The following is a 23,645-nucleotide window of genomic DNA, read 5'->3' as shown; positions in this document are numbered from 1 at the left end:
CTGTGATCAAGTGGCTCGCGCGGCCGGTGGATTACCTGCCGGTCTGGCAGGACATGCAGGCGTACACCAGTCAGCGCGACGCCGGCACGCCAGATGAAATCTGGCTGTGCGAGCACACGCCGGTCTACACGCTGGGCCAGGCGGGCCGGCCGGAGCACGTGCTCAACCCCGGCAACATTCCCATCGTGCATTGCGACCGGGGCGGTCAGGTGACCTATCACGGCCCCGGGCAGGTCATGGCCTACGCGCTCTTTGACCTGCGCCGCGCCGACATGTACGTCAAGGAATACGTGGCGCTGCTGGAATCGGCCGTCATCGACACGCTCGCGCAGTTGGGCGTGGGCGGGGCCTGTCGCAAGCCCGGTGCCCCGGGCGTCTACGTGCCGCATCCCGAAGGCGGTGAGCTGGCCAAGATCGCGGCGCTGGGCATCAAGATCCGCAACGGCCGCGCCTACCATGGCGTGTCGCTGAACGTCGAGATGGATCTGGCGCCGTTCCTGGGCATCAACCCCTGTGGCTACGAAGGCTTGCGCACCGTCGACATGGCGGCCTGTGGCGTGCGGTGCTCTCCCACCGAAGCGGGCGATGCGCTGGCGCAGAACCTGGCGCTCGCCTGGAATTGCCGAAGGAACGCGAATTGAAGACCTACACCGCGGCCGAGGTCGCCGCCACCACGCCCGAACAGCTTGCCCGGCTGCGCGAATCCGGGCCGCCCGAGGAATACGCCGCATGGATCCGCGCCGCCGCCGACCTGGGGCTGACCGAGGCGCAGACGATCTACGGGCAGATGCTGCTGGACGGCGTGGGCGTCGAACGCCAACCCGCCGAGGGCCTGTCGTGGTTCAAGCGCGCGGCGCACGCCGATCACCCCATGGCCATCAACATGGTGGGGCGCTGCTATGAAAACGGCTGGGGCGTGGCGGCCGACGATACGGTCGCGGCCTACTGGTTCCGGCGTGCGGCGGACGCGGGCCTGGATTGGGGCATGTACAACTACGCGCACATGCTGCGCACGGGCCGCGGCGGCGTCACGCAGAATCAGGCCGCGGCGCTGGCGCTGTACCAGCAGGCTGCTCAAGCCGGCCACGTGAAGTCGATTGGCGTGGTGGGCCGCTATCACGAAGCGGGCGACGTGGTCCCGCAAGACCTGGAGCGCGCGTTCGACTGCTATCGGCGCTGCGCCGAGGGCGGCGATTTCCGGGGCATGTTCCACCTGGGCCGCATGCTGCTGTTGCAGGGCCGCAAGGAAGACGCCGTGGCGTGGCTTGTGCGCGTTCCCGAAACCGCCACGCAGGCTTTCCTGAAGGAAGCCAACGGCATGCTGCAGGACTGCGGCTTTCCCGCCCTGTACGAGGTCGCGGACTGACGCGGATCAGGTGCTGAGCCGCAGGTCCAGCACCACATCGATCATGTCGCGCTGGCCCGCGCCGCGCTCGCCTTCCAGCCGGTCCAATAGCAACTGGCCGGCCCGCCGGCCCAATTCGGCGGCGTCCACGCCCAGCGTGGTCAGGCCCTGCACCCACTGCACGGCGCTGCCGTCATCCGAAAACCCCAGCACGGCCAGATCCTGCGGCACCTGCAGGTCGCGGTTGTGCGCTTCCGACACGGCGGCGGCCGCCAGCAGGTCGGACGTGCAGAACACCGCATCGAAGATCGTGTTGGTGGCCAGCAAGCGCAGAAAAGCCATGCGGCCGTCGTTCATGTGCTGGACCTCGGGCTGCACGATGTCGGCGACCCGTTCCAGGCCCAGCGCGGCGGCGCTGCCGACGAAGCCCTCGCGCCGGGCGCGCTCCCAGGGCGTGTCGGCGCTGACGCAGGCGACGCGCAAATGGCGCTTTTCGGCCAGGTGCCGAGCCGCCATGCGGCCGGCCTCGGCGTTGTCGATCGCCACCGCGCTGTCCAGCATCTGGGGCGAAACGCTCCAGGTCTCGACGACCGGAATCTCCAGCGCAGCGAGCGTGGCGCGCAGCGCGGCGTTGTCCAGGGGACCGACGACGAGGGCGGCCGCTGGCCGCAGCGCCTCCAGCAGCGGCAGCGCCGCGGCGTCGTGCCAGGGCGCCGCCGCCAGGTAGTAGCCGGCGGGGGCCAGCCGCTCGCTGCACGCCTGGAGGGCACGGGCGGTCGGGCCGGCATCCAGACGGGCGGCAATCACGGCAATCGGGGCGGGCGAGGGCAGGCAGGGCATGGCAAAAGGCAGGAAATGCGTCAGGCCAGACGATAACCCAGGGCCGGCGGTCCCCGGGGGCGTGGGACGTTCCCGCGGCGGATCGGGCCGTGAGGGGTAAAATGCCTGTTTTCTCCCAGACCCGGCCGTTTTTGCGCGCCGGTCACGAAGGTGTCCCATGTCCACGCTCGCCGAGTCTCCTGTGCCCTCGAACGAATCCGCCGCCGCGCCTGCCGAGGCGGTCTACGATCCGACGCAAAAGCAGAAATCGCAGGCCAAGACGGCGCGCATTCCCATCAAGATCATTCCGGCCGAGCGCCTGAAGAAGCCCGAATGGATCCGCGTGAAGGCCGCCGCGCCCGGTTCGCGCTTCTACGACATCAAGCGCATCCTGCGCGAGCACAACCTGCACACGGTCTGTGAAGAGGCCTCGTGCCCCAACATCGGCGAATGCTTCGGCAAGGGCACCGCCACCTTCATGATCATGGGCGACAAGTGCACGCGCCGCTGCCCGTTCTGTGATGTGGGCCACGGCCGGCCCGATCCGCTGGACACCAAGGAACCCGAAAACCTGGCGCGCACCATCGCCGCCATGAAGCTGTCGTACGTGGTGATCACCTCGGTCGACCGCGACGACCTGCGCGATGGGGGCGCGGGCCACTTCGTGGACTGCATCACGCATATCCGCGAACTGTCGCCCACCACCCGCATCGAGGTGCTGGTGCCCGACTTCCGCGGCCGCCTGGACCGCGCGCTGACCATCCTGAACGCCGGTCCCCCGGACGTCATGAACCACAACCTGGAAACCGTGCCGCGTCTGTACAAGCAGGCGCGTCCGGGCTCGGACTACATGCACTCGCTGAAGTTACTGGCCGAGTTCAAGAAGCTGCATCCGGAAGTGCCCACCAAATCGGGCCTGATGCTGGGCCTGGGCGAGACCGACGAGGAAATCCTGCAGGTGATGCGCGACATGCGCGAGCACAACGTGGACATGATCACGATCGGCCAGTACCTGCAGCCGTCCGAACACCACCTGCCGGTGCTGCGCTATGTGCACCCCGATACGTTCGCGATGTTCGAGCGCGAAGCGTACGCGATGGGGTTCTCGCATGCGGCGGTCGGCGCGATGGTGCGGTCTTCGTACCACGCCGACGAGCAGGCGCACGCGGCTGGCGTGAACTGATCGTCTGATCGGTATGGGCGTGGCCTTGCGTGGCCGCGCCCGCTACGCCTGCGAAAAAAACTTCTCCACGCCGCAGGCCACGAGCGCATCCAGGCTCTCGTCCACATACGTGGTCCAGTCGGCCGGCGCAAAGCCGGTTGCCAACGCCAAGGCCGTTGTGTCCAGCCGTGAGTTGCGCGGCCGCGCGGCGTCTGCCGCATAGTCCGCCGACGCCACGGCGGCAATCTGCTCAGGTTTCAGCGTTAGATTGACGCCCCGCTTGCGGGCGCCCGCGACAAGGTACTGCGCGTACGCATGCCAGCTTGTGGAGCCGGCGGCTGCGACGTGATAAAGCCCCGACGGCAGCGTCCGCGCCTGATGCAGGGCGATGCAGCGCACCGTGGTTTGCGCGATCAGCGAAGCGGGCGTTGGCGTGCCGTGCTGGTCCGCCACGACCTGTAGCGATGCACGCGTGCGGGCCAGGCTCAGGATCGTGCGAAAGAAATTGCGCCCGTGCAGCGAATGGATCCAGCTGCAGCGCAGCACCAGCGCCTGGCAACCGCTTGCCGCAATGGCGCGTTCTCCGGCCAGTTTGGTGGCGCCATACACATTGATGGGATTGGGCGCGTCGGCTTCGGTGTAGGGCCGCGCAAGCGCGCCGTCAAAGACGTAATCCGTGGAGTAGTGAACCAGCAGCGCGCCGCTGGCCGCCGCGTGCCGTGCCAGCGTGGACACCGCCACCGCGTTCACCTGGGCGGCTGCTTCGGGTTCGCGCTCGGCCTGGTCGACTGCGGTCCATGCGGCCGCGTTGACGATGATGTCGGGGCGATGCGCGTCCAGCGCAGCGGTAATGGCCCCCTGGTCGCGCATGTCCAGGGCATCCCGGCCCAGCGCCGTCAGATCGCCCGCCGCCGGCAAGACGGCCTGCAGCGCACGGCCCAGCTGGCCGTCCTTGCCCAATAACAGGATGCTTGGCATGAGGGCGGGCTCCGGAAGGCGCGAGGACAGGTCAGCGGCGCGCCTGCGCGCCGGCCCAGAAGGTGTCCTGCTGACCAAGATGCCGGTTGACGTAGCGAGCCAGCACGAACATCAGGTCCGAGAGCCGGTTCAGGTATTGCCTGACCGGCGCGTTGACGGCTTCGACGCCCGCCAGCGCCACAACGGCGCGTTCCGCGCGCCGGGCCACCGTGCGGGCCATGTGCGCCAGCGCCGCGGGCCGGGAACCGCCGGGCAGGATGAATTCACGCAGCGGCGGCAGCGCCGCGTTGTAATGCGCCAGGCGCGCATCCAGGTGGGCAACCTGTTCATCCTTGACCGCCACGTGGCCGGGGATGCACAGCTCCGCGCCCATGTCGAACAGGTCGTGCTGGATGGTGAGCAGGTCGGCGGCCACGTCCTCGGGCAGCGCTTCGGTCAGCAGCAGGCCGATGACGCTGTTCAGCTCGTCCACGTCGCCCAGGGCGGCGATGCGGGGGGCGTCCTTGGGGATCCGGGATCCGTCCCCCAGTCCAGTGGTGCCATCGTCACCGGTGCGGGTGGCAATGACGGATAAGCGGTTGGCCATGGTGATGTGATTCGGTGTGGTGAGAAGCGTGTGGTGAAAGAGGTAAGCGGCTTGCGTCCGACGGTAAGCGCGCCCGCCACGAACAGGGGCTGTCAGCAAACAACCGTCAGGATTGTTGCGCACTGGCAGCGGAACTGTTGCATTCGCGCAGTATCCTAGCACTGTAAAAAGCGGCAAGACCGCCTCGGCATCTTGCCCGCTCGGACCGCATAGGGAGGTTTCATATGGGTTTTAACCGCAAATACACAACGCCCATGGCCGTTGCCACCGCAATGGCCGTCGTCTCGCTGGCCACGCCCCTGGCGTTCGCGCAGCAGGCCGACGCCACGGGCGAGGTGCGGCGCGTGGACGCCGCTGCGGGCAAGGTCACGATCAAGCACGATGCCATCAAGGCGCTGGACCTGCCGGCGATGTCGCTGGTCTATCAGGCCGATCCGGCGTTGCTGGCCAATATCAAGGCGGGCGACAAGGTGCGCTTTACCGCCACGCGCAAGGACGGCAAGTACGTGGTGACGGCGATCTCGAACTGACGCCGGCCTAATGAAAAACCCCGCCGCAATCGCTTGCGGCGGGGTTTTTTGCGTCCGGTTGCGCCGGGGGCGGGATCAGAGCACGTAACGCGCCAGGTCCTGGCTGCTGGCGGCTTCGGCCAGCTGCGCGTTGACGTAGGCGGCGTCGATCCTGACGTGCCTGTCCTGGCTGGAGGTCGCATCGAAGGACAGCTCGTCGAGCAGCTTTTCCATCACCGTGTACAGACGGCGGGCGCCGATGTTCTCGGTGGTTTCGTTGACCTCGAAGGCCAGCTCCGCCAGGCGGCGCACGCCTTCGTCGGTGAATTCGAGCTCGACGTCCTCGGTGGCCATCAGCGCCGTGTACTGCTTGGTCAGCGACGCATCCGTGTCGGACAGGATGCGCACGAAGTCTTCGGCGGTGAGCGATTCGAGTTCGACGCGGATCGGGAACCGGCCTTGCAGCTCGGGGATCAGGTCCGACGGGCGCGACAGGTGAAAGGCGCCCGACGCGATGAAGAGGATGTGATCGGTGCGGACCATGCCGTAGCGCGTGTTGACGGTGGTGCCTTCAACCAGCGGCAGCAGGTCGCGCTGCACGCCCTGGCGCGAGACATCGGCGCCGCCGGATTCCTGGCGGGCGGCAATCTTGTCGATCTCGTCCAGGAAGACGATGCCGTTCTGCTCGACGTTGGTGATCGCCACGCTGCGCAGGTCTTCTTCGTTGACGCGCTTGGCGGCTTCTTCGTCGACGATGAGCTTGAAGGCTTCGCGCACCTTCATCTTCTTGGGCTTTTTCTTGTCGCGCGCCATGCCCGCGAACATGCCGCGCAGCTGCTCGGCCATTTCTTCCATGCCCGGGGGCGTCATGACGTCCATTTGCGGCACGGTCTGGGCGACTTCGATCTCGATCTCCAGATCGTCGATCAGCCCTTCGCGCAGGCGCTTCCTGAAGGTCTGGCGGGCGCTGTTGTCTTCGCCGCGCTGCGGTTCGCCCGAGGCGCCGCGGGGCGGAGGCACCAGCGCGTCCAGGATGCGGTCTTCGGCGGCGTCCTCGGCCTGGGTGCGCACGCGGCGCATTTCCAGCTCGCGGGTCTGCTTGATGGAGTATTCGGTCAGGTCGCGGATGATGGTGTCCACGTCGCGGCCCACGTAGCCGACCTCGGTGAACTTGGTGGCTTCGATCTTGATGAACGGCGCGTTGGCCAGCTTGGCCAGGCGGCGCGCGATCTCGGTCTTGCCGACGCCGGTCGGGCCGATCATCAGGATGTTCTTGGGATGGATTTCGTGGCGCAGGGGTTCGGCGACCTGCTGGCGGCGCCAGCGGTTGCGCAGCGCCACGGCGACGGCGCGCTTGGCGCGGTTCTGGCCGACGATGTACTTGTCGAGTTCGGAGACGATCTCTCCGGGCGTCATGTTGGATGCGGACATGAGGGCGGATCCTTGAAGCTAGGGCGGGCTGGGAGGGCGCCGCGGCGCAGGCTGCGCCGCGTGGCGGGCGTCACTCGCCCAGCGTTTCGATGACGTGGTTCTGGTTGGTGTAGATGCACAGGTCGCCGGCGATCTCGAGCGATTGCTTGATGATCGTCTCGGGCGGCAGGTCGGTGTTGCGCAGCAGCGCGAGGGCGGCCGACTGGGCGTACGCGCCGCCGGAGCCGATGGCGGCCAGGCCGTGCTCGGGTTCCAGGACGTCGCCATTGCCGGTGAGCACCAGCGTGTGCTCGGCGTCAGCCACGATCAGCATGGCTTCCAGACGGCGCAGGACGCGGTCGGTGCGCCAGTCGCGGGTCAGTTCGACCGCGGCGCGCATCAGGTTGCCCTGGTGCTTTTCAAGCTTGGCCTCGAAGCGTTCCTGCAGCGTGAACGCATCGGCGGTGGCGCCGGCAAAGCCAGCGAGAATCTTGTCGTGATAGAGGCGGCGGATCTTGCGGGCAGTGCCCTTGATGACGATGTTGCCCAGGGTGACCTGGCCATCGCCGCCCAGCGCGACGCGGTTGCCGCGGCGCACACACACGATGGTGGTGGCGTGAAATTGTTCCATGCGTTCCTTCCTATGAAAAAGTTAGCTGGGGGCGGTCGCGGGGATATCAAGGTCTGGGGACTTCATGCGCCCCGGGGACGATAAAAAAGGCCATGCGCGGAAACCGGCATGGCCTTTCAGGGGACGGAGCGAATGCGGGACGGGTCAGTCGCCGTACAGCTTCTGACGCATCTCGCGGCGTTCCTGCGCTTCGAGCGACAGGGTGGCCGTGGGGCGGGCGAGCAGGCGCGGGATGCCGATGGGCTCGCCCGTTTCTTCGCACCAGCCGTATTCGCCGCTGTCGATGCGGGCGATGGATTGCTGCACCTTCTTGAGCAGCTTGCGCTCGCGGTCGCGGGTGCGCAGTTCCAGGGCGTGCTCTTCCTCGATGGTGGCGCGGTCGGCGGGATCGGGCACGAATTGCGTTTCACGCAGGTGCTCGGTGGTCTCGCCGGCGTTGGCCAGAATGTCCTGCTCGAGTTGTTTGAGCCGTTCCTTGAAGAACGCCAATTGGCGGTCGTTCATATAGTCGGACTCGGGCATGGCCAGCAATTCCTTCTCGCTGGGCAGATCAATCGCCGTATCGCTCGTCGACTTGCTTGATTTTTTGGTTGCTGCCTTGGTAGCCATGTAAACACTCCACTATGAATCGATCCTGGCGCGGGCGTCCGTCCCGGTCCGTGTTACTTGTTGCCTACGCTATCCGTACCTCACAGTACTGCCTTCGTCGCATCGCGTCACGCAGGAATGGGGATTACCCCGCCAGGCACTGCTCCAAGCCCCGGGTAAAAATCTCCTGGGGCAGCTTACGTCCGATGAACACCATCTTGGTGGACGGTTTTTCGGCCGCGGTCCACGGCTTGCCGGGTTCGGCGCCCATCATCATGTGCACACCCTGGAACAACATGCGGCGGTTGATGCCCTTCATGTACAGGATGCCCTTGTAGCGCATCAGGTCGGGGCCATAGACCTGCACGACGCCGCCCAGGAATTCCTCAAGGCGCGCGGGATCGAACGGCTTGTTGGAACGGAACACGAACGCGCCGATTTCGTCGTCGTGCTTGGGGTGGTGATGATGGGCATGATTGCAGTGCGCGCCGCATTCGCCGTCGTGGTCATGATCGTGACCGTGGTCATGGCCGTGGCCGTGATCATGGTCGTGATCGTGCCCGTGGGCGTGGTCGTGCGCGGCGTCCGGATGCTCATCGGCCAGGAACTCCGGGTCGATGTCCAGAATGGAATTCAGGTTGAAGCCGCTGATGTCGATGATGGACTTGAGGTCGACGTCGCCGAAGTTGACGGCGGTGATCGGCGCGCGCGGGTTCATGTGAACCAGGCGGTGGCGCAGCGCTTCGTAGTCGACTTCGTTGACCAGGTCTTTCTTCGAGATCAGGATGCGGTCGGCGAAACCGACCTGCTTCTGGGCTTCGGGTTGTGCGTCGAGCGTGGCCATGCCGTGCTTGGCATCGACCACCGTGACCACCGCGTCCAGGCGGTAGTACTCGGCGATGTCGTCATCCATGAAAAACGTCTGGCACACGGGGCCGGGGTTGGCCATGCCGGTGGTTTCGAGGATGACGCGTTCGAAATTCAGGTCGCCGGCTTCGCGCTTGGCGCGAAGATCGGACAGCGTGCGCATCAGGTCGCCGCGCACCGTGCAGCAGACGCAACCGTTGGACAGTTCGATGATTTCTTCGTCGCTGTCCTGCACGAGCAGGTCGTTGTCGATGCTTTCCGGCCCGAATTCGTTTTCGATGACCGCGACGCGGCGGCCATGGAATTCGGTCAGGATGCGTTTGAGCAGGGTGGTCTTGCCCGCACCGAGGAAGCCGGTGAGGATGGTGACGGGAACCATTTTGTCCAAACTGCGCGGGGTATTCATGGCGAAGCTGCTAGCGTGATGTCAGGGGCGTGAAACACGGCGCCTGACGGGGTTTTCAGTCCCTGCCGGAGATGTCTGCCACAGGCTGCGACAGCCGCCGATAGCGGCCGGACGCAGGATTACAGCACAGTCGGGGGCAGGGGGCAAACCCCGGGCCAACCCGGGGGGCCGTGGCCGCCAGATGGCAGCCGTACGCCGTCAAGTATGGGGCGATACCCCTATTTTGGGGCGGTTTGCGGGGTTTCAAGGGCGCATGGGCGCGCAAGCGGTAACCGCGCTGAAACGTTCCGGTCAGGCGGGCGCATCCAACGGATGAAACGAAAGTGGGAAGATCCCCGTTCAGTGGTGATGGTGGTGGTGACCCGCGTCGGCCGGCTGCGTCTTTTGGCACTGCGGGCACAGGGCGCGGATCTCGGTTTCGTGCGTGGCCAGCGCATAACCCGTCTGGGCGACGCGTTCGGCCAGCTGCCGGCTCATGGCCGGGTCGGAGACTTCGGCAACGGCGCCGCAACCGGTACAGACCACGAGCAGGTCGTGCGGCGCGCCGCCGGCGTCGTGGCAGGCGCTCCAGGCGTTGACGGCATCCAGGCGGTGTATCAGGCCTTCGTCCATCAGGAAGTCCAGCGCACGGTACACCGTGGGTGGCGCGGCGCCGGGGTGAACGGCGCGCATCGCGTCCAGCAGCTCGTAGGCCTTCAGGCTACGGCCATGGCGCAGCAGGAGTTCAAGGACCTTGCGGCGGATGGGGGTCAGGCGGCGTCCGCGCTGCGCGCACAGCGTTTCGGCGACGCTGAGCTGAGCGCCTACGCTGTCGTTGCGGGGTGGACGGGACGGTGCGGACATGGCGGGCTTTATCTGAATGGAAAGCGCGCGCGCGATGCGCGCGCGAGATGCCTGGAAGGTAGCAGAAAACCCCTGGGTCCGGGAACTGGCCGGCGGGCTAGTTCGGTTTGGTTATGATATAACATAATAAAACCATCGCTGTTCCTTTACGCTGCCGCTTTCCGCTGTTGCCTGCCATGTCCCACTTCACGCTCCTGCCCCCGCGGTCCGGCGCCGCGCCCGGCCGGCGCGCGCCCGCCCGATCCGCATTTCTTGTTTCCGCATGGCGCCGCATGGCGTATGCCGCGGTGGCCGCCGCCGTGCTGTGGGCGCTGACGGGCTGGGCGCTGGACTGGTGGACGCTTGCGGGGTGGCTGCGATGACGGCGGCGCCCATCACCGTCGAGCTGGCCGACGCCTCGTTCGGCTGGCACGGGCGGCCCGCGCTGCGCTCGGTCTCGGGCAGTTTCGCGCCGGGCGTCATGACGGCCGTGGTCGGCCCCAACGGCGCGGGCAAGTCCACGCTCATCAAGGGAATCATGGGCGTGCTGCGCCCGATGACGGGCAGCGTGCGCATCCAGGGCGCCGGGCGGCCGGCGCTGGCGTGGCTGCCGCAGGCGGCGGAACTGGATCGGTCGTTTCCCACCACGGTCCTGGACCTGGCGGCCATGGGCGCCTGGCGACGCGTGGGCGGATGGCGCGGGTTCGGTGGCGAGGAACTGGATTGCTGCATGCAGGCGCTGGAAACCGTCGGCCTGGCCGATGCCGCGGACCGGGGCGTGGACACGCTGTCGGGCGGGCAGATGCAGCGCGCCCTGTTTGCGCGGATGCTGGTGCAGGACGCGCCAGTGCTGCTATTGGATGAGCCCTTCGCGGCCGTGGACAGCCACACGGCCGAGGACCTGATGGCCCTGCTGTGCGGCCTGCATGGACAGGGCCGCACCGTGATCGCGGTGCTGCACGATCTGGACCTGGTGCGCGATCACTTTCCGCAATGCCTGCTGCTGTCGGGCTCGGTGGTGGCGTGGGGCGACACTGCCGCGACGTTGAGCGAGGCCCACCTGAAGGCGGCCCGGCAGCGGCAGGCGGGAGCCTGGTCATGACGCTTGCACAGTGGCTGGTGTCGCCGTTCCTGGACTACGGCTTCATGCGGCGCGCGTTGGCCGGCGCCTGCGCGTTGTCGCTGGGCGCGGCGCCCTTGGGCGTTTTTCTCGTATTGCGGCGCATGAGCCTGATGGGCGACGCGATGTCGCACGCCATCCTGCCAGGCGTGGCCGCGGGCTTTCTGATGGCGGGCCTGTCGCTGGGCGCGATGATGCTGGGCGGCATCGCCACCGGTTTGGCCGTGGCATTGCTGGCCGGGCTGGTGGCCCGGCTGACGCCGCTGCGCGAAGACGCCAGCTTTGCCGCCTTCTACCTGATCTCGCTCGGGCTGGGCGTGCTGCTGGTGTCGCTGCGCGGCTCCAACATGGACCTGCTGCACGTGCTGTTCGGCACGGTGCTGGGGCTGGACGACGCTGCGCTGCTGCTCGTGACGGCCACGGCCAGCGTGACCTTGCTCGTCCTGGCGGCAATCTACCGGCTGCTGGTGGCCGAATGCCTGGACCCGGGGTTCCTGCGCGCCAGCGGCGGCATGGGCGGCCTTGTGCACATGGGCTTTCTGGTGCTGGTGGTCGTGAACCTGGTGGCGGGCTTTCAGGTGCTGGGCACGCTGATGGTGGTGGGAATCATGATGCTGCCGGCCGCCGCGGCGCGGTTCTGGGTGCGCAGCGCGGCCCGGCAGATTCCGCTGTCGGCGGCGATCGGCGTGGCGTCTTCCGTGGCCGGGCTGCTGGTCTCCTATCACTTCGACGTGCCGGCCTCGCCCGCGATCATCCTGGCGGCCGGCGCCTGCTATCTGTTTTCCATCGTGGGCGGCCCGCAGGGCGGGCTGCTGCGGGCAACGCGCCGCGCGCGACCTGCCTGAGACTTCCTGAGGAGATTGACCATGCGTTCGATTCTGCCGGCCCGCCGCCGCGCACTGCTGGCCCTGGCGGGCGCCTGCCTGACGGCCGTCCTGGGCACGGCACAGGCGGCTGAGCCGTTGAAGGTGGTGGCCAGCTTTTCCATCCTGGGCGACATCGTGCGGGAAGTGGGCGGCGCCGACATCAGCCTGACCACGCTGGTCGGCCCCGACGGCGACGCGCACGGCTACGAGCCCACGCCGGGTGATGCAAGAAAGCTTGCCGAGGCGCGCGTGCTGGTGGTGAACGGGCTGGATTTCGAGACCTGGCTGCCCAAGCTGACAAAGGCGTCCGGCTTCGCGGGACAGAAGGTGACGGCGTCCCAGGGCGTCGCGCCGCGCAAGTTCGCGGGGCATGGCGACGGGGACGGTCACGACCATGATCACGATCACGACCACAAGCACGATCACAAGCACGATCACGACCATGATGATGACCAAAAGCATGACCATCATCATCACCACGGCGACGCCGATCCGCACGCGTGGCAGAGCCTGGCCAACGGCGTCATCTACGCGCGCAATGTGGCCAACGGCCTGGCGGCCGCAGACCCTGCGCACGCGCAGGCCTACCGCCAACGCGCCGACACGTATATCGCCAAGCTGCAGGCGCTGGACGCCAGCGTGCGCAAAAGCTTCGATGCCATTGGCGCCGACCGGCGCAAGGTTGTGACCTCGCACGACGCGTTCGGTTATTTCGGCGACGCCTATGGCGTGACGTTCATCCCCGCGATGGGCGTGTCGACGGACGCCGAGCCGTCGGCGCGCGAGGTGGCCGGGATCATCGAACAGGTGCGGCGCGACAAGGTGCCGGCGGTGTTCGTCGAGAACATCAGCAGTCCCAAATTGGTCCAGCAGATTGCCCGCGAGACCGGCGCCAAGGTGGGTGGTACGCTCTACTCCGATGCCCTGTCCAAGCCCGGACAGCCGGGCGCCACCTATCTGGAAATGTTTGAATGGAACGCACGCCAGCTTGCCGCGGCCTTGCAACCCTGAGCGCCGTGGCGGCGCTGCTGACGGCGGGCGCCGCCAACGCGCACCCGCATATGTGGATCGATGCGCGCGCGCAGATCGATGTCGATGCCGAGCAGCGCATCACCGCCGTGCGGCAGGTGTGGCGGTTCGACGACATGTTCGGCGCCTATGCGACGCAGGGCTTGAAAAAGGGCAAGGACGGATCCCTGCCCGCGGCGACGCTGCAAGGCATGGCGCAGGACTGGATGAAGGCGCTGGGCGAACCGATCTCCCACTACTTCACCCGGGTCACGGTCAACGGCAAGAGCGCGGCATTCGCCGCGCCGCGCGACGCCCGCGTCGACTGGAACCCCAAGACCACGCGGCTCACGCTGTCCTTCACGTTGCCGCTGGCCGAGCCCGTCGCGCCGGGCGCGGGCGGCGCGCAAGTGGACATCTACGACCCTACCTATTTCGTGGCCTACGCATTTGACGCGAAGGGCGCGGTGTCGCTGGGCGGACCGCAGGGCGCGGCCTGCACGGCCGACTATCGCAAGCCCAAGGAACTGGATTGGAAAACCATGCAGGAACTGGCCGCGATCCCGGCCGACCCGGACGCCTTGCCGGACGAGCTTTTTGCCATCACCAAGGGGCTCACGCACCGCATCGAGGTGCGATGCCCGTAACCCGGCCGCAACGCGCGCTGGCGGTCGTTCTGCTGCTGATGCTGGGCGGCATATCGGCCGCCGCCGCGCAAGGCGCGCATCCGTTCGGCGTGCCCGAAAGCGGGGGCGGGCTGGCAGGGCCCGGCTGGCTGTCCAGCTTCTTTGGCAGCGTGTCCGTCTGGCAGTCGCACTTCTACCGGCAACTGACGGGCGCCGTGCGCGCCTGGCAGGCGGACGGCGGCGCGGCGTGGGCCCTGATGGGCCTGTCCTTTGCCTATGGCGTCTTTCATGCGCTGGGACCGGGCCACGGCAAGGCGGTGATCTCATCCTATGTGCTGGCCAACCGCCAGACGGCGCGCAACGGGGCGCTGCTGGCCTTGGCGTCGTCACTGATCCAGGCGCTGGTGGCGATCGTGATGGTGGCGGTGCTGGCGGTCGTGTTCAACGCCACCGCGGCCACCATGAACGAAGCCACGCGCTGGCTGGAGCTGGCTTCGTACGCGCTGGTGACGCTGTTGGGCGTGTGGCTGGTGTGGATCAAGGCCGTGAGACCGCTGCTGCGGCGGGCCGGCGCGCGTGGGCAGGCAGACGCGCAGGGACACGCACATGCGCATCATCACGAACACGCACATGCACATGCAAACGCGGAGGCCCACGCCCATCACCACGGCTACGATCCCAACGACCATCACCACGATCACGATTGCGGCTGCGGACACGCGCATGTGCCCGCGCCCGAGCAGGTCGCCGGTCCGCTGAACTGGCGGCGCGCGTGGTCCGCCATCCTGGCGGTGGGCCTGCGGCCGTGCAGCGGGGCGTTGATCGTGCTGGTGTTCGCGCTGTCCCAGGGCTTTTTCATGGCGGGCGTGGCGTCGGCGCTGGCGATGGGATTGGGCACGGGACTGACGGTGGCGGCGTTGGCCTGCCTGGCCGTCGCGGCCGGGGGCGCCGCCACGCGCCTGGGCAGCCGCATGTCCAGCGCGGGCGCGGCATGGCTGCGTTATGGCATCGAGGCGTTGGCGGCGACTGCCGTGCTGTTGCTGGGGGTGATGCTGCTGGGCGGCATGGTCGCCGCGGGCGGCTAGCGGTCGATGACGGGCAACTCGCGGCGTGGCCGCGGGTGTCAGGACTTGCGCCCGGCGCGCGGATGCGCCTGGTCGTAGGCCTTGGCCAGATGCTGGAAGTCCAGCCGCGTGTAGATTTGCGTGGTCGAGATGTTGGCGTGGCCCAGCATCTCTTGCACGGCGCGCAGGTCCTGCGCGGACTGCAACACGTGGCTGGCAAAACTGTGGCGCAAGACGTGAGGATGCACATGCGTGGGCACCCCGGCCGTCTGCGCGATGCGTGCGAGCTGCAACTGCACCACGCGCGGCGAAATGCGGCGTCCGCGTGCGCCCAGAAACAGCGCGGCAGCGTCTTCGGGCAGCGGCGAGGGCGGCGCGAGCTGCGGACGCACCTCGATCCATTTGCGCAGCGCGGCCATGGCCTGCTGGCCTACCGGCACCGAGCGGCGCTTGCCGCCCTTGCCCAGCACCACGACCTCGGCTTCGTCCGGATTCAGCCAGCCGCGCGACTCGTAGTCGGCAGTGCGCGTGTAGCGCAGGTCCAATCCCACCAGCTCCGACAGGCGCAATCCGCTGGAATACAGAAGTTCGAACATGGCCTGGTCGCGCAGAGCGGCCGGTTCGGTGGCGACCTGGGCTGGCGCGTTGTCCAGGAGGGCCTGGGTCTGCTCGACCGACAGCGCCTTGGGCAGGCCGCGGGGGGCCTTGGGCGCGCGCACGCCTGCCACGGGGTTGCCGGCCAAATCGGCGGCCGGCGCCCACCATTGGTAAAAGCCACGCCAGGCCGCCAGCGTGCGCGCCAGACTGCGCGGGCCGCGGCCCTGCGCGTGCAGGCGTGCCACGAATTGGCGGATGTGCCCGTTGCCGAGCTTGTCCAGCGGCAGACCGGCCTTGTCAGCGAGTTCGCGCAAAAAGTGCAGTTCGCGCCGGTAGCCATCCAAGGTATGGGGCGAGTACCGGCGGTTGGTCTCCAGATGGCGCAGCCAGGCGCTCATCGGATCGGGCAGGGCGGGCGGATTGGCGTTCGGCTCGGTGTCGCGCATCGCGTTGTCCTTGTCCGCCCGGCAGCCTTACGCCTTGGGCGAAGCCGGATTCAGCCGATGCAGCGCGGCCGACGCGAGCTGGGCGATCGACTCCAGGAACGTCGTGCCCATTTCGGGCGTGAAACGTTCGGGGTCGTCGGAGCCCAGCACCAAGAGGCCGACGGCCGGGCCGTCGGCTTCCAGGCGCAGGGGCACCAGTGCCAGCGACTTGGGCTTGGCGTCCAGCCAGGCCACCGCTTCGAAGGCAGTGTCGGTGCCGACATAAGGCGTCTTCAGGCTGTCGGTGAAGGTGCGCACGTCTTCGGAGACGGGCTCGCCGTAGCCTTGATTGGGCAATTCGGACAGGTTCCACAGGCGCAGCGCCACGTGGTTCAGTTCGAATTGCTCGGCCAGACCCAGCGCGATCTCGCCGGGCACCAGTTGCGGATCGCATTCGGACAGGAGGCGGCAGCACCACTTGGCCACGTGAGAACCAATGGTCTCGTTGGCGGAGGCGTTGCGCACCAGTTCATTCAGGCGCCATTCCAGTTCGCGGGTGCGCTCGCGCAGCGTGAGGATCTGGCGTTCGCCCAGCGAGATGGCGCGCGAGCCGTGCGGGTGCGGCACCTGCAGGGTGGCGAAGACGTCGGCGTGTTCGTCGAAGAAACCGGGGTTTTCTTGCAGAAAGGCTGCGATGTCCTGGGCGGTGAAAGCGGTATCGGTCATAGGGGTTATCGGTTCAGCGCCATGGAGAAAACGAGCTTGTCGATGTCAACCTGGCCCGTGAAGACGGATTCGGCCGGGCCGGTCATGCGCAGTTGTTCGCCATTCCAGGCGACGGTCAGCACACCGCCGCGCGTTTGCACGCGCACGGGCGAATCGAGCAGGCCGCGGCGGATGCCGGCCGCGACCGCGGCGCAGGCGCCCGTGCCGCAGGCCAGCGTTTCGCCGGCGCCGCGTTCGAAGACGCGCAGGCGGATGTTGTGGCGGTCAACAACCTGCATGAAGCCGGCGTTGACGCGGCGGGCAAAGCGCGGATGGGTTTCGATCAGCGGACCCAGCACGGCGACGGGTGCGGTGTCGACGTTCTCGACCACCTGCACGGCGTGCGGATTGGAGATGGCAACCGCCGACACGGCGACCACGCGCGGCAGGCCGGCGGGCGCGTCCAGATCCAGTTCCCAGACGGTGTCCTGGCCCTGCGTGGCCGAAGGCAGGCCGGCGGTGTCAAAAGGCAGCGCGGCCGGGTCGAAGCGCGTGCTGCCCATTTCGACGGTGACCTGCTCGTCGTCGCCTTCGTCCAGGACCAGGATGCCCGTGGCGATTTCCGCGCGCAGCGGGTTGCGGTCGGACAGGCCTTGCTCGTGCACGAAGCGCACGAAGCAACGGGCGCCGTTGCCGCAGTGTTCGACCTCGCTGCCGTCGGAATTGAAAATGCGATAGCGGAAGTCGGCGTCCGGCCGCGTGGCGCGTTCGACCAGCAGGATCTGGTCGGCGCCGATGCCGAAGTGGCGGTCGCCGAGCGCGCGCGCGCGCTCGGGCGTCATCTCGATGGTTTGGCGAACGCCATCGAGCACAACGAAATCGTTGCCCGCGCCGTGCATTTTGGTGAAGTTCCAGTTCATCACCGGATTATCGCCCATTCTCGCGGCGCGGCGAGCGACGGCGGTCAGTACAGCTTGGGCTCGCCTTCGGGGCGCGTCTTGAAGCGGCGGTGGACCCAGTAATACTGGCTGGGGCAGCGGCGCACCCAGCTTTCGAGTTCGCGGTTCAGGCGGGCGGTGGCCGCTTCCAGGCTGTCGCTGCCGGGGAAGTCTTCAAGCGGCGGCAGCACGTCGACGTGGTACTTGCCGGTGTCCGGATTCCAGAATCCAACGATCGGCAGGACCGCGGCGTTCCATTTCTGGGCAAGTTGGGCCGTGGCGAGCAGCGTGGCGGCGGGCACGCCGAAGAACGGCACGAAGACCGAGCCCTGCCGGCCGAAGTCCATGTCCGGCAGGTAGTAGACGGGGCGGGGCGCGCGCAGATGCCGGATGAGGTCGCGCACGCCGTCCTTGCGGCTGACGAGGAACACTTCATTGAAGCGCGCCCGCCCGGCGGCCACGACGGCGTCGATGTGCGGATCGCTTTGCGGCGTGTACATGGTGGCCGCGCTGGGCACTTCCATGGTGAGGCGGGTGGCGGCCGCGTCCAGCGCAATGAAGTGCGGCGCAAGCAGGATGACGGCGCGGCCTTCGGCGGTCAGCGCATTGATGCGGTCGGCGCCCGTCTGCGTGACCATGTCCTTGATGGCGTCGGGCGTGCCGTACCAGAGCACGCCGCGGTCGACGATGGACTGCGCCAGCGCCCGGAAGTGGTCGGCCACCCATTGTTCGCGCACGGCCTCGGGCTGGTCGGGAAAGCACAGTTCCAGGTTGCGGCGCACGATGCGCGCGCGCGACTTGGCCAGCCGGGGCGCCAGCCAGCCCAGCACGGCGCCGATGCGCAGGCGCGTCGACGGCTTGATACGGCCGAACCATTTCAGCAGGGAGACCAGCGTGCGCGTTTTTTTATCGTTCATGGATGCGGAATGAGACCGGGCGGCGGGATCGGCGGAAAGGCTCAGGCGGCCGGGGGCGGCGGTTCGGCGCCGGGCGCCGGGCTGGCGCCGCGCGGGGTCTTGTAGCGGTTGTAGCTCCAGAGGTACTGGTCGGGGCAGCGGCGGATCAGTGTTTCCATTGCGGCGTTGATGAGCGCGGCCTGGGCCTCGGGCTCGGCCGGCAGCGGCTCGGGCACCCGGACGTAGTGGATGCGCCAGCCGCGGCCCTTGGGCAGGCGTTCGCCGGCGGTGAGGATGATGGGGACATTGGTCTGCGACGCGAGCTTGCCGGGCAGTGTCATGGTGTAGGCCAGGCGTCCGAAGAAGGGCACCCACACGCCGTCGCCCACGCTGGGGGCCTGATCGGGCAGCATGCCGACGGATTCGCCGCGGCGCAACGCGCGCACGAATTCGCGCACGCCCTGCATGTTGGCGGGCACCGCATTGACGGCCGAGCTGTTGCGCGCCGTTTCCAGCAGCGGCGCCAGCGCTTGCTTGCGCGGGGGGCGGAACATCACCGTCATGGGCATCTGGCGGGCCAGATAGCGGGCGGTGATCTCGAAGCAGCCCAGGTGGGGGGTCAGAAAGAGAATGCCCCGGTTTTCGGCGCGGGCGGCGGCGACGACGTCGTCATCGTCCGAGACCACCTGCGCCAGGCTTTCCTGGTTGCGGAACCAGACGCGGGGATTTTCGAGGATCATCGCGCCGGCTTCGGCCGCTGCGCGCCGGGCGAATGCTGCGCCGGGGTAGCCGGCCTGCGCCGCATTGGCCTGCAGGCGCCGCCGGTACTTGCCCGGCAAGGCGTAGATGGCGCGTCCCGCGAACCGCCCGATCGCATGCGCGACGGGGAGCGGCAGGGCGGCAAAAAGTCGGAACAGGGGCAGCAACATGCTTCAAAAGGTTGAAATCGGGCAGGGTAATACCGCTGATCGAGGCATATGGATACACCCCGGCCGCAAGCATAAGAACGGCATTTTCGCTTAAAATGCGCCCAGTCGCCGAGTTAACCGACAACTTGCGGGGCGACGGCAAGGGCAAAGCGCTTAGCGCGGCCCGCGCCAAATCCGCTAAAGCGTCGCGCCCAGTTGGCATTGTCATGCAGACCGGGGTGCAACGCGCCTCGAGAACCTATGCGCCGGCAAGACCGGACACTAAGGACGCATCTGTGGCCAACAACGATTTTCTCTTTACTTCCGAATCCGTCTCCGAAGGGCACCCCGACAAGGTTGCCGATCAGATCTCCGATTCGATCCTCGACGCCATCTTCACGCAAGACCCGAACGCGCGTGTCGCAGCCGAAACGCTGTGCAACACCGGCCTGGTCGTGCTGGCTGGCGAAATCACCACCACCGCCAACGTCGACTACATCCAGGTCGCGCGCGACACGATCCGCCGCATCGGCTACGACAACACCGAGTACGGCATCGACTACAAGGGTTGCGCGGTGCTGGTCGCCTACGACAAGCAGTCGCCCGACATCGCGCAGGGCGTGGACCGCAGCTCGGAAGACTACCTGAACCAGGGCGCGGGCGACCAAGGCCTGATGTTCGGCTACGCCTGCGACGAAACCCCCGACCTGATGCCCGCCCCGATCTGGTACGCGCACCGCCTGGTGCAGCGCCAGAGCGAACTGCGCAAGGACGGCCGCCTTGGCTGGCTGCGCCCGGACGCCAAGTCGCAGGTCACGTTCCGCTACGTCGACGGCCGTCCCGCCGAAGTCGACACCGTCGTGCTGTCGACCCAGCATGCACCGGAAGTCTCGCAAGAGACCATCCGCGAAGCGGTCATCGAAGACATCATCAAGCCCAGCTTCCCCGAAGGCCTGATCACGCCCAAGACCAAGTTCCTGGTCAACCCGACCGGCCGCTTCGTCATTGGCGGCCCGCAAGGCGATTGCGGCCTGACCGGCCGCAAGATCATCGTCGACACGTACGGCGGCGCTTGCCCGCACGGCGGCGGCGCGTTCTCGGGCAAGGATCCGTCCAAGGTCGACCGTTCGGCCGCCTACGCCGCCCGCTACGTGGCCAAGAACATCGTGGCCGCCGGTCTGGCGCGCCAGTGCCAGGTGCAGGTCAGCTACGCCATCGGCGTGGCCGAACCCATCAACATCACCGTCTACACGGAAGGCACGGGCGTCATCCCCGACGACCAGATCGCCAAGCTGGTGCGCGAGCACTTCGACCTGCGTCCGAAGGGCATCGTGAACATGCTGGACCTGCTCCGCCCGATCTACACCAAGACCGCCGCCTACGGCCACTTCGGCCGCTCCGAGCCCGAGTTCTCGTGGGAAGCCACGGACAAGGTCCAGGAACTGAAGAAGTCCGCCTGACGCCAACCGCTACCCCGGTTGAAAAAAGCGCCCGATCCGATCGGGCGCTTTTTCTTTTTCAGAGTCCCCAGGCCGACAGGTCCGGATGCCGCGGCACGGGCGACAGCACCGCTTCCAGCGCCGCCGCGCAATCGAGCAGCGCGGCATCGGCACCCGCCGGCGCCAGCAATTGCACGGCGCTCGGCAAGCCCTGCGCGTCCAGGCCTGACGGCAGTGCGATCGCCGCCGCACCCAGGAAGTTGGCCGGGCGCAGCAGCTTGCCCAGGCCGGCGTGGCGCGTGTCCTGCGCGTCCAGCGCCTGCGCGGCCTGATCGATCGCGGGCATGAGCAAGGCGTCGATGCCCTGCATGGCCTGCCCGAAGGCCGCCATGTCGGCCTGGCGGCGCGACAGCGCGGTCTCGTAGCTGGCCTGTGTGATCCGGCCGCCAGCGGCGATGCGCGCGCGCACCACGTCCCACAACGGCTGCGAAGGGTCTTCGGCCAGCGCGCCGAAATGCCGATAGGCCTCGTAGGCCAGCACCAGCGAGTTGTCGTCGGCCATGCGGGCAAAGGACAGCGACGCGGGCGGATGCCAGGCGGTGGGCGTGTAGCCGGCCTGAGACAGACGTTCCTGCGCCGCATGCCAGACCTGCAACGCCTCGTCGGTGAGCGGGGCGGGCCAGGACTGCGGCGCCAGCACGGCGACGGCGCCCGGCTTTCGGGGGGCGCTGTGCCGCAGGCTGGTGAAGCAGGTGGCGGGCAGCGCAAGCGTGGCGGCGTCATCGACGTCCGGCGCGGCCAGCAGTTGCGTAAGCAGACGTGCGTCGGCGACGGTGCGCGCGATCGGACCCAGTACATCCAGCGTTTCGGACAGCGGCAGGCAGCCGGCCCGGCTGATGAGACCGGAGGACGTCTTGTAGCCCACCACGCCGTTCAGCGCCGCCGGCGCGCGCACGGAGCCGCCCGTGTCGCCGCCCAGTGCGATCGGGGCCAGGCCCGCGGCCACAGCCACGCCCGCGCCGCTGGACGAACCGCCAGGCGCGCGCGCCATGTTGGCGTCCCACGGATTGCGGGCGGTGCCCTGCGTCGGGTTTTGACCCGACAGCCCGAACGCGAATTCCGTCATGCGCGTCTTGCCCAGGATCACCATGCCCGCTGCCGCCAGTCCGCGAGCCGCGGCGGCGGTCTCGGTGCTGACGACGCCGGCGCGCGCCTGGGAGCCGCCGCTGACGACGGTGCCTTCCCACTGCACGCTGTCCTTGACCGCGACGGGCACGCCATGCAGCGGACCGGCGCAGACACCGGCGTCCAGCAGCCGGTCCGCCGCCTCGGCCTGCGCCAGCGCGCGCTCGGCCGTGACCACGCTATAGGCCGCCAGCGCCCCGCCGCGTTCGATCCGGTCAAGGAAATGCAGGGTGAGATCGCGCGAGCGCAATTTGCGCTCGCGGATGGCGCGGGCAAGCTGGCGCGCATCCTGGAAATGCAGGTCGATGTCTTGGACGGGCATAAGTCTCATCGAAAAGGAAAAAGCCTTCCGGTCCGCGGCGGGACCGGAAAGCGATGTGTGGGAAGGGCGCGAGAAGAGGACGGCCTATTTCAGGACCTGGCCCTTCGTCTCGGGCATGCGGATGAAGGTGATCAGCGTGATCACGGCGCCGGCCAGCACGTAATAGAAGAACCAGCGCTCCATGCCCTTGCTTTGCAGCCAGGTCAGCAGGTAGGGCGTGGTGCCGCCCAGCAGCGCGACGACCAGGTTGTACGGCGTGCCGATGCCGACGGCGCGCACGCTCGTGGGGAACTGTTCGGACATGATGGCGGGCGCAATCGCGGTGTACATCGCGTACAGCACCAGCCCGAACAGCTCGACCGCCAGGATCGAACCGAACGACGGCCCGAGCGTGGTCATGACCGGGTAGAAGAAGATCAGGTAGCCTGCGGCAAAGAAGATGAGCTGCGGCTTGCGGCCGATGCGGTCGGACAGCATGCCGAACAGCGGCTGCACCAGCATGAACACGATCAGCGCGACGGTGTTGGCCGCAAACGCGGTCTTGGGATCGGCGCCAACCTGCCGGATGGCATAGGTGGGCACGTAGGCCACGAAGATGTAGAACGCAAACGTGGTCAGGACCGAGAAGCCGACGATGCGCAGCACTTCGCGCGGGTGGTCGCGCAGCAGCGTGCGCAGCGGCTGCTTTTCAACGCCGGCCTTCTTGGCGTGCGAGAACGCTTCGGTTTCCGGGATGGCGCGGCGGATCCACATGCCGGCCAGGCCGCCCAGCGCGCCCAGCATGAACGGGATGCGCCAGCCCCACTCGGCCATGTCGGCCTTGGTGAGAACGGTGGTGAGGATCCAGCCCACGGCCGAGGCGGCCAGGATGCCGACCGCGGCGCTGAAGAACACGAAGCTGGAGTAGAAGCCGCGCTTGTTGGGCGGCGCCATTTCCGCCAGAAAGGTCGTGGCCGAGGCATACTCTCCGCCCAGCGACAGGCCTTGCAGCAGGCGTGCGGCGGTCAGCAGCAGGGGAGCAGCGATGCCGATGGTGGCGTAGGTGGGCGTGATGGCGATGATGAGCGAGCCGCCCGCCATCATGAGGATCGTCAGGCCCAGCGCGGCCTTCCGGCCATAGCGGTCCGAGAAGATGCCCAGCACCCAGCCGCCGACGGGACGCATGAAAAAGCCCACCGCAAAGATGCCGAACGTCGCGAGCAGGGCGGTGGTTTCGTTGCCCGGCGGAAAGAACTGGCTGGAAAAGAAGATGGCGAACGACGCGTAGATGGTCCAATCGAACCATTCCACCGCATTGCCTACACTACCGGCCAGAATCGTGCGGCCGCGCGAAACGGGCGGGGCGCTTGCCCCTTGCGCCTGACGCAAGGTTGCGGATGTGCTGCTCATGACGTCCTCAAAGTAGGTTTTGTTTTTTGGTCAA

26 protein-coding genes are annotated in these 23,645 nt (G+C 67.6%); 11 read left to right on the top strand and 15 right to left on the bottom strand.

Going from position 1 to position 23,645, the window contains the following annotated elements:
- Window positions 1-2: 2 nt before the first annotated feature.
- Complete coding sequence (lipB, locus tag QEP15_RS24975) at window positions 3-641, top strand: lipoyl(octanoyl) transferase LipB (protein WP_280148222.1); 639 nt, start codon at window positions 3-5, stop codon at window positions 639-641.
- Window positions 638-1,366 carry a tetratricopeptide repeat protein gene (locus QEP15_RS24970; RefSeq protein ID WP_152382954.1) on the top strand — a complete coding sequence of 243 codons (729 nt, stop codon included), beginning with the start codon at window positions 638-640 and terminating at the stop codon, window positions 1,364-1,366. Before lipB ends, QEP15_RS24970 begins: the two co-directional genes overlap by 4 nt.
- A 6-nt stretch (window positions 1,367-1,372) precedes the next feature.
- Here QEP15_RS24970 and QEP15_RS24965 read toward each other — a convergent pair whose 3' ends face one another.
- Window positions 1,373-2,185, bottom strand: coding sequence for a LacI family DNA-binding transcriptional regulator (locus tag QEP15_RS24965; protein ID WP_180097129.1), 813 nt, complete (start codon window positions 2,183-2,185; stop codon window positions 1,373-1,375).
- A 157-nt stretch (window positions 2,186-2,342) separates the two neighbouring features.
- Here QEP15_RS24965 and lipA point away from each other — a divergent pair, with 157 nt between their 5' ends.
- A complete protein-coding gene (gene lipA / locus QEP15_RS24960; RefSeq protein WP_056327233.1) occupies window positions 2,343-3,347 on the top strand; it encodes a lipoyl synthase in 1,005 nt (334 codons plus the stop codon).
- 42 nt (window positions 3,348-3,389) lie between these two features.
- Here the strand turns inward: lipA and rfbD are convergent, their stop codons facing one another.
- The gene (gene rfbD / locus QEP15_RS24955) at window positions 3,390-4,304 is read right to left on the bottom strand and encodes a dTDP-4-dehydrorhamnose reductase (protein WP_280148221.1); all 915 of its coding nucleotides are present in this window, start codon (window positions 4,302-4,304) and stop codon (window positions 3,390-3,392) included.
- Between the two features lie 31 nt (window positions 4,305-4,335).
- Window positions 4,336-4,890, bottom strand: a complete 555-nt coding sequence (locus QEP15_RS24950) for a cob(I)yrinic acid a,c-diamide adenosyltransferase (protein WP_180097133.1) — start codon at window positions 4,888-4,890, stop codon at window positions 4,336-4,338.
- 224 nt (window positions 4,891-5,114) lie between these two features.
- On the opposite strand from QEP15_RS24950, the gene QEP15_RS24945 reads away from it, so the two are divergent.
- Complete coding sequence (locus QEP15_RS24945; RefSeq protein WP_056327239.1) at window positions 5,115-5,420, top strand: copper-binding protein; 306 nt, start codon at window positions 5,115-5,117, stop codon at window positions 5,418-5,420.
- A gap of 75 nt (window positions 5,421-5,495) precedes the next feature.
- Here QEP15_RS24945 and hslU read toward each other — a convergent pair whose 3' ends face one another.
- From hslU to QEP15_RS24920, 5 genes are all read right to left on the bottom strand, one after another.
- Window positions 5,496-6,830: an ATP-dependent protease ATPase subunit HslU gene (gene hslU / locus QEP15_RS24940; protein WP_056327241.1), complete on the bottom strand. Its 1,335-nt coding sequence runs from the start codon at window positions 6,828-6,830 to the stop codon at window positions 5,496-5,498.
- 70 nt (window positions 6,831-6,900) lie between these two features.
- Complete coding sequence (gene hslV / locus QEP15_RS24935; RefSeq protein ID WP_062838867.1) at window positions 6,901-7,440, bottom strand: ATP-dependent protease subunit HslV; 540 nt, start codon at window positions 7,438-7,440, stop codon at window positions 6,901-6,903.
- Between the two features lie 144 nt (window positions 7,441-7,584).
- Complete coding sequence (dksA, locus tag QEP15_RS24930; protein ID WP_056327244.1) at window positions 7,585-8,049, bottom strand: RNA polymerase-binding protein DksA; 465 nt, start codon at window positions 8,047-8,049, stop codon at window positions 7,585-7,587.
- Between the two features lie 124 nt (window positions 8,050-8,173).
- Window positions 8,174-9,301 carry a CobW family GTP-binding protein gene (locus QEP15_RS24925; RefSeq protein ID WP_056327246.1) on the bottom strand — a complete coding sequence of 376 codons (1,128 nt, stop codon included), beginning with the start codon at window positions 9,299-9,301 and terminating at the stop codon, window positions 8,174-8,176.
- Window positions 9,302-9,640: 339 nt separating this feature from the next.
- The gene (locus tag QEP15_RS24920) at window positions 9,641-10,144 is read right to left on the bottom strand and encodes a Fur family transcriptional regulator (protein WP_056327248.1); all 504 of its coding nucleotides are present in this window, start codon (window positions 10,142-10,144) and stop codon (window positions 9,641-9,643) included.
- Window positions 10,145-10,320: 176 nt separating this feature from the next.
- On the opposite strand from QEP15_RS24920, the gene QEP15_RS24915 reads away from it, so the two are divergent.
- Genes QEP15_RS24915 through QEP15_RS24890 form a run of 6 tightly spaced genes read left to right on the top strand, consistent with a single transcriptional unit; the run spans window position 10,321 to window position 14,828 of the window.
- Window positions 10,321-10,506 (top strand): hypothetical protein, encoded by a 186-nt coding sequence (locus QEP15_RS24915; RefSeq protein ID WP_062838869.1) that lies wholly within the window; start codon window positions 10,321-10,323, stop codon window positions 10,504-10,506.
- Complete coding sequence (locus QEP15_RS24910) at window positions 10,503-11,225, top strand: metal ABC transporter ATP-binding protein (protein WP_280148220.1); 723 nt, start codon at window positions 10,503-10,505, stop codon at window positions 11,223-11,225. Before QEP15_RS24915 ends, QEP15_RS24910 begins: the two co-directional genes overlap by 4 nt.
- Window positions 11,222-12,088: a metal ABC transporter permease gene (locus QEP15_RS24905; protein WP_142052320.1), complete on the top strand. Its 867-nt coding sequence runs from the start codon at window positions 11,222-11,224 to the stop codon at window positions 12,086-12,088. Before QEP15_RS24910 ends, QEP15_RS24905 begins: the two co-directional genes overlap by 4 nt.
- A 21-nt stretch (window positions 12,089-12,109) precedes the next feature.
- Window positions 12,110-13,120 (top strand): metal ABC transporter substrate-binding protein, encoded by a 1,011-nt coding sequence (locus tag QEP15_RS24900; protein WP_280148219.1) that lies wholly within the window; start codon window positions 12,110-12,112, stop codon window positions 13,118-13,120.
- Window positions 13,081-13,764: a DUF1007 family protein gene (locus QEP15_RS24895; RefSeq protein WP_424917109.1), complete on the top strand. Its 684-nt coding sequence runs from the start codon at window positions 13,081-13,083 to the stop codon at window positions 13,762-13,764. The genes QEP15_RS24900 and QEP15_RS24895 overlap by 40 nt, the downstream gene beginning before the upstream one ends.
- On the top strand, window positions 13,755-14,828 hold the full coding sequence (locus tag QEP15_RS24890; RefSeq protein ID WP_280148218.1) for a nickel/cobalt transporter: 1,074 nt from the start codon (window positions 13,755-13,757) through the stop codon (window positions 14,826-14,828). Before QEP15_RS24895 ends, QEP15_RS24890 begins: the two co-directional genes overlap by 10 nt.
- A gap of 38 nt (window positions 14,829-14,866) precedes the next feature.
- Here QEP15_RS24890 and xerC read toward each other — a convergent pair whose 3' ends face one another.
- Genes xerC through QEP15_RS24865 form a run of 5 tightly spaced genes read right to left on the bottom strand, consistent with a single transcriptional unit; the run spans window position 14,867 to window position 19,297 of the window.
- The gene (gene xerC / locus QEP15_RS24885; RefSeq protein WP_280148217.1) at window positions 14,867-15,850 is read right to left on the bottom strand and encodes a tyrosine recombinase XerC; all 984 of its coding nucleotides are present in this window, start codon (window positions 15,848-15,850) and stop codon (window positions 14,867-14,869) included.
- A 27-nt stretch (window positions 15,851-15,877) separates the two neighbouring features.
- Complete coding sequence (locus QEP15_RS24880; RefSeq protein WP_056327261.1) at window positions 15,878-16,555, bottom strand: DUF484 family protein; 678 nt, start codon at window positions 16,553-16,555, stop codon at window positions 15,878-15,880.
- A 5-nt stretch (window positions 16,556-16,560) separates the two neighbouring features.
- Complete coding sequence (dapF, locus tag QEP15_RS24875) at window positions 16,561-17,472, bottom strand: diaminopimelate epimerase (RefSeq protein ID WP_056327263.1); 912 nt, start codon at window positions 17,470-17,472, stop codon at window positions 16,561-16,563.
- A gap of 26 nt (window positions 17,473-17,498) precedes the next feature.
- Window positions 17,499-18,389 (bottom strand): lysophospholipid acyltransferase family protein, encoded by an 891-nt coding sequence (locus tag QEP15_RS24870; RefSeq protein WP_175156922.1) that lies wholly within the window; start codon window positions 18,387-18,389, stop codon window positions 17,499-17,501.
- Window positions 18,390-18,430: 41 nt separating this feature from the next.
- Window positions 18,431-19,297 (bottom strand): lysophospholipid acyltransferase family protein, encoded by an 867-nt coding sequence (locus QEP15_RS24865; RefSeq protein WP_152382942.1) that lies wholly within the window; start codon window positions 19,295-19,297, stop codon window positions 18,431-18,433.
- A 275-nt stretch (window positions 19,298-19,572) separates the two neighbouring features.
- On the opposite strand from QEP15_RS24865, the gene metK reads away from it, so the two are divergent.
- Window positions 19,573-20,736: a methionine adenosyltransferase gene (gene metK, locus QEP15_RS24860; protein ID WP_056327270.1), complete on the top strand. Its 1,164-nt coding sequence runs from the start codon at window positions 19,573-19,575 to the stop codon at window positions 20,734-20,736.
- Between the two features lie 58 nt (window positions 20,737-20,794).
- Here the strand turns inward: metK and QEP15_RS24855 are convergent, their stop codons facing one another.
- Together QEP15_RS24855 and QEP15_RS24850 are read right to left on the bottom strand one after the other, a co-directional pair.
- Window positions 20,795-22,222: an amidase gene (locus QEP15_RS24855; RefSeq protein WP_280148216.1), complete on the bottom strand. Its 1,428-nt coding sequence runs from the start codon at window positions 22,220-22,222 to the stop codon at window positions 20,795-20,797.
- Between the two features lie 84 nt (window positions 22,223-22,306).
- Complete coding sequence (locus tag QEP15_RS24850) at window positions 22,307-23,611, bottom strand: MFS transporter (protein ID WP_142052337.1); 1,305 nt, start codon at window positions 23,609-23,611, stop codon at window positions 22,307-22,309.
- Window positions 23,612-23,645: the final 34 nt, after the last annotated feature.

Origin of the sequence: Achromobacter mucicolens (assembly GCF_029866465.1) — a bacterium.
Taxonomy (GTDB): Bacteria; Pseudomonadota; Gammaproteobacteria; order Burkholderiales; family Burkholderiaceae_B; genus Achromobacter; species Achromobacter mucicolens.
This window is presented reverse-complemented; position numbering and strand designations above follow the sequence as displayed.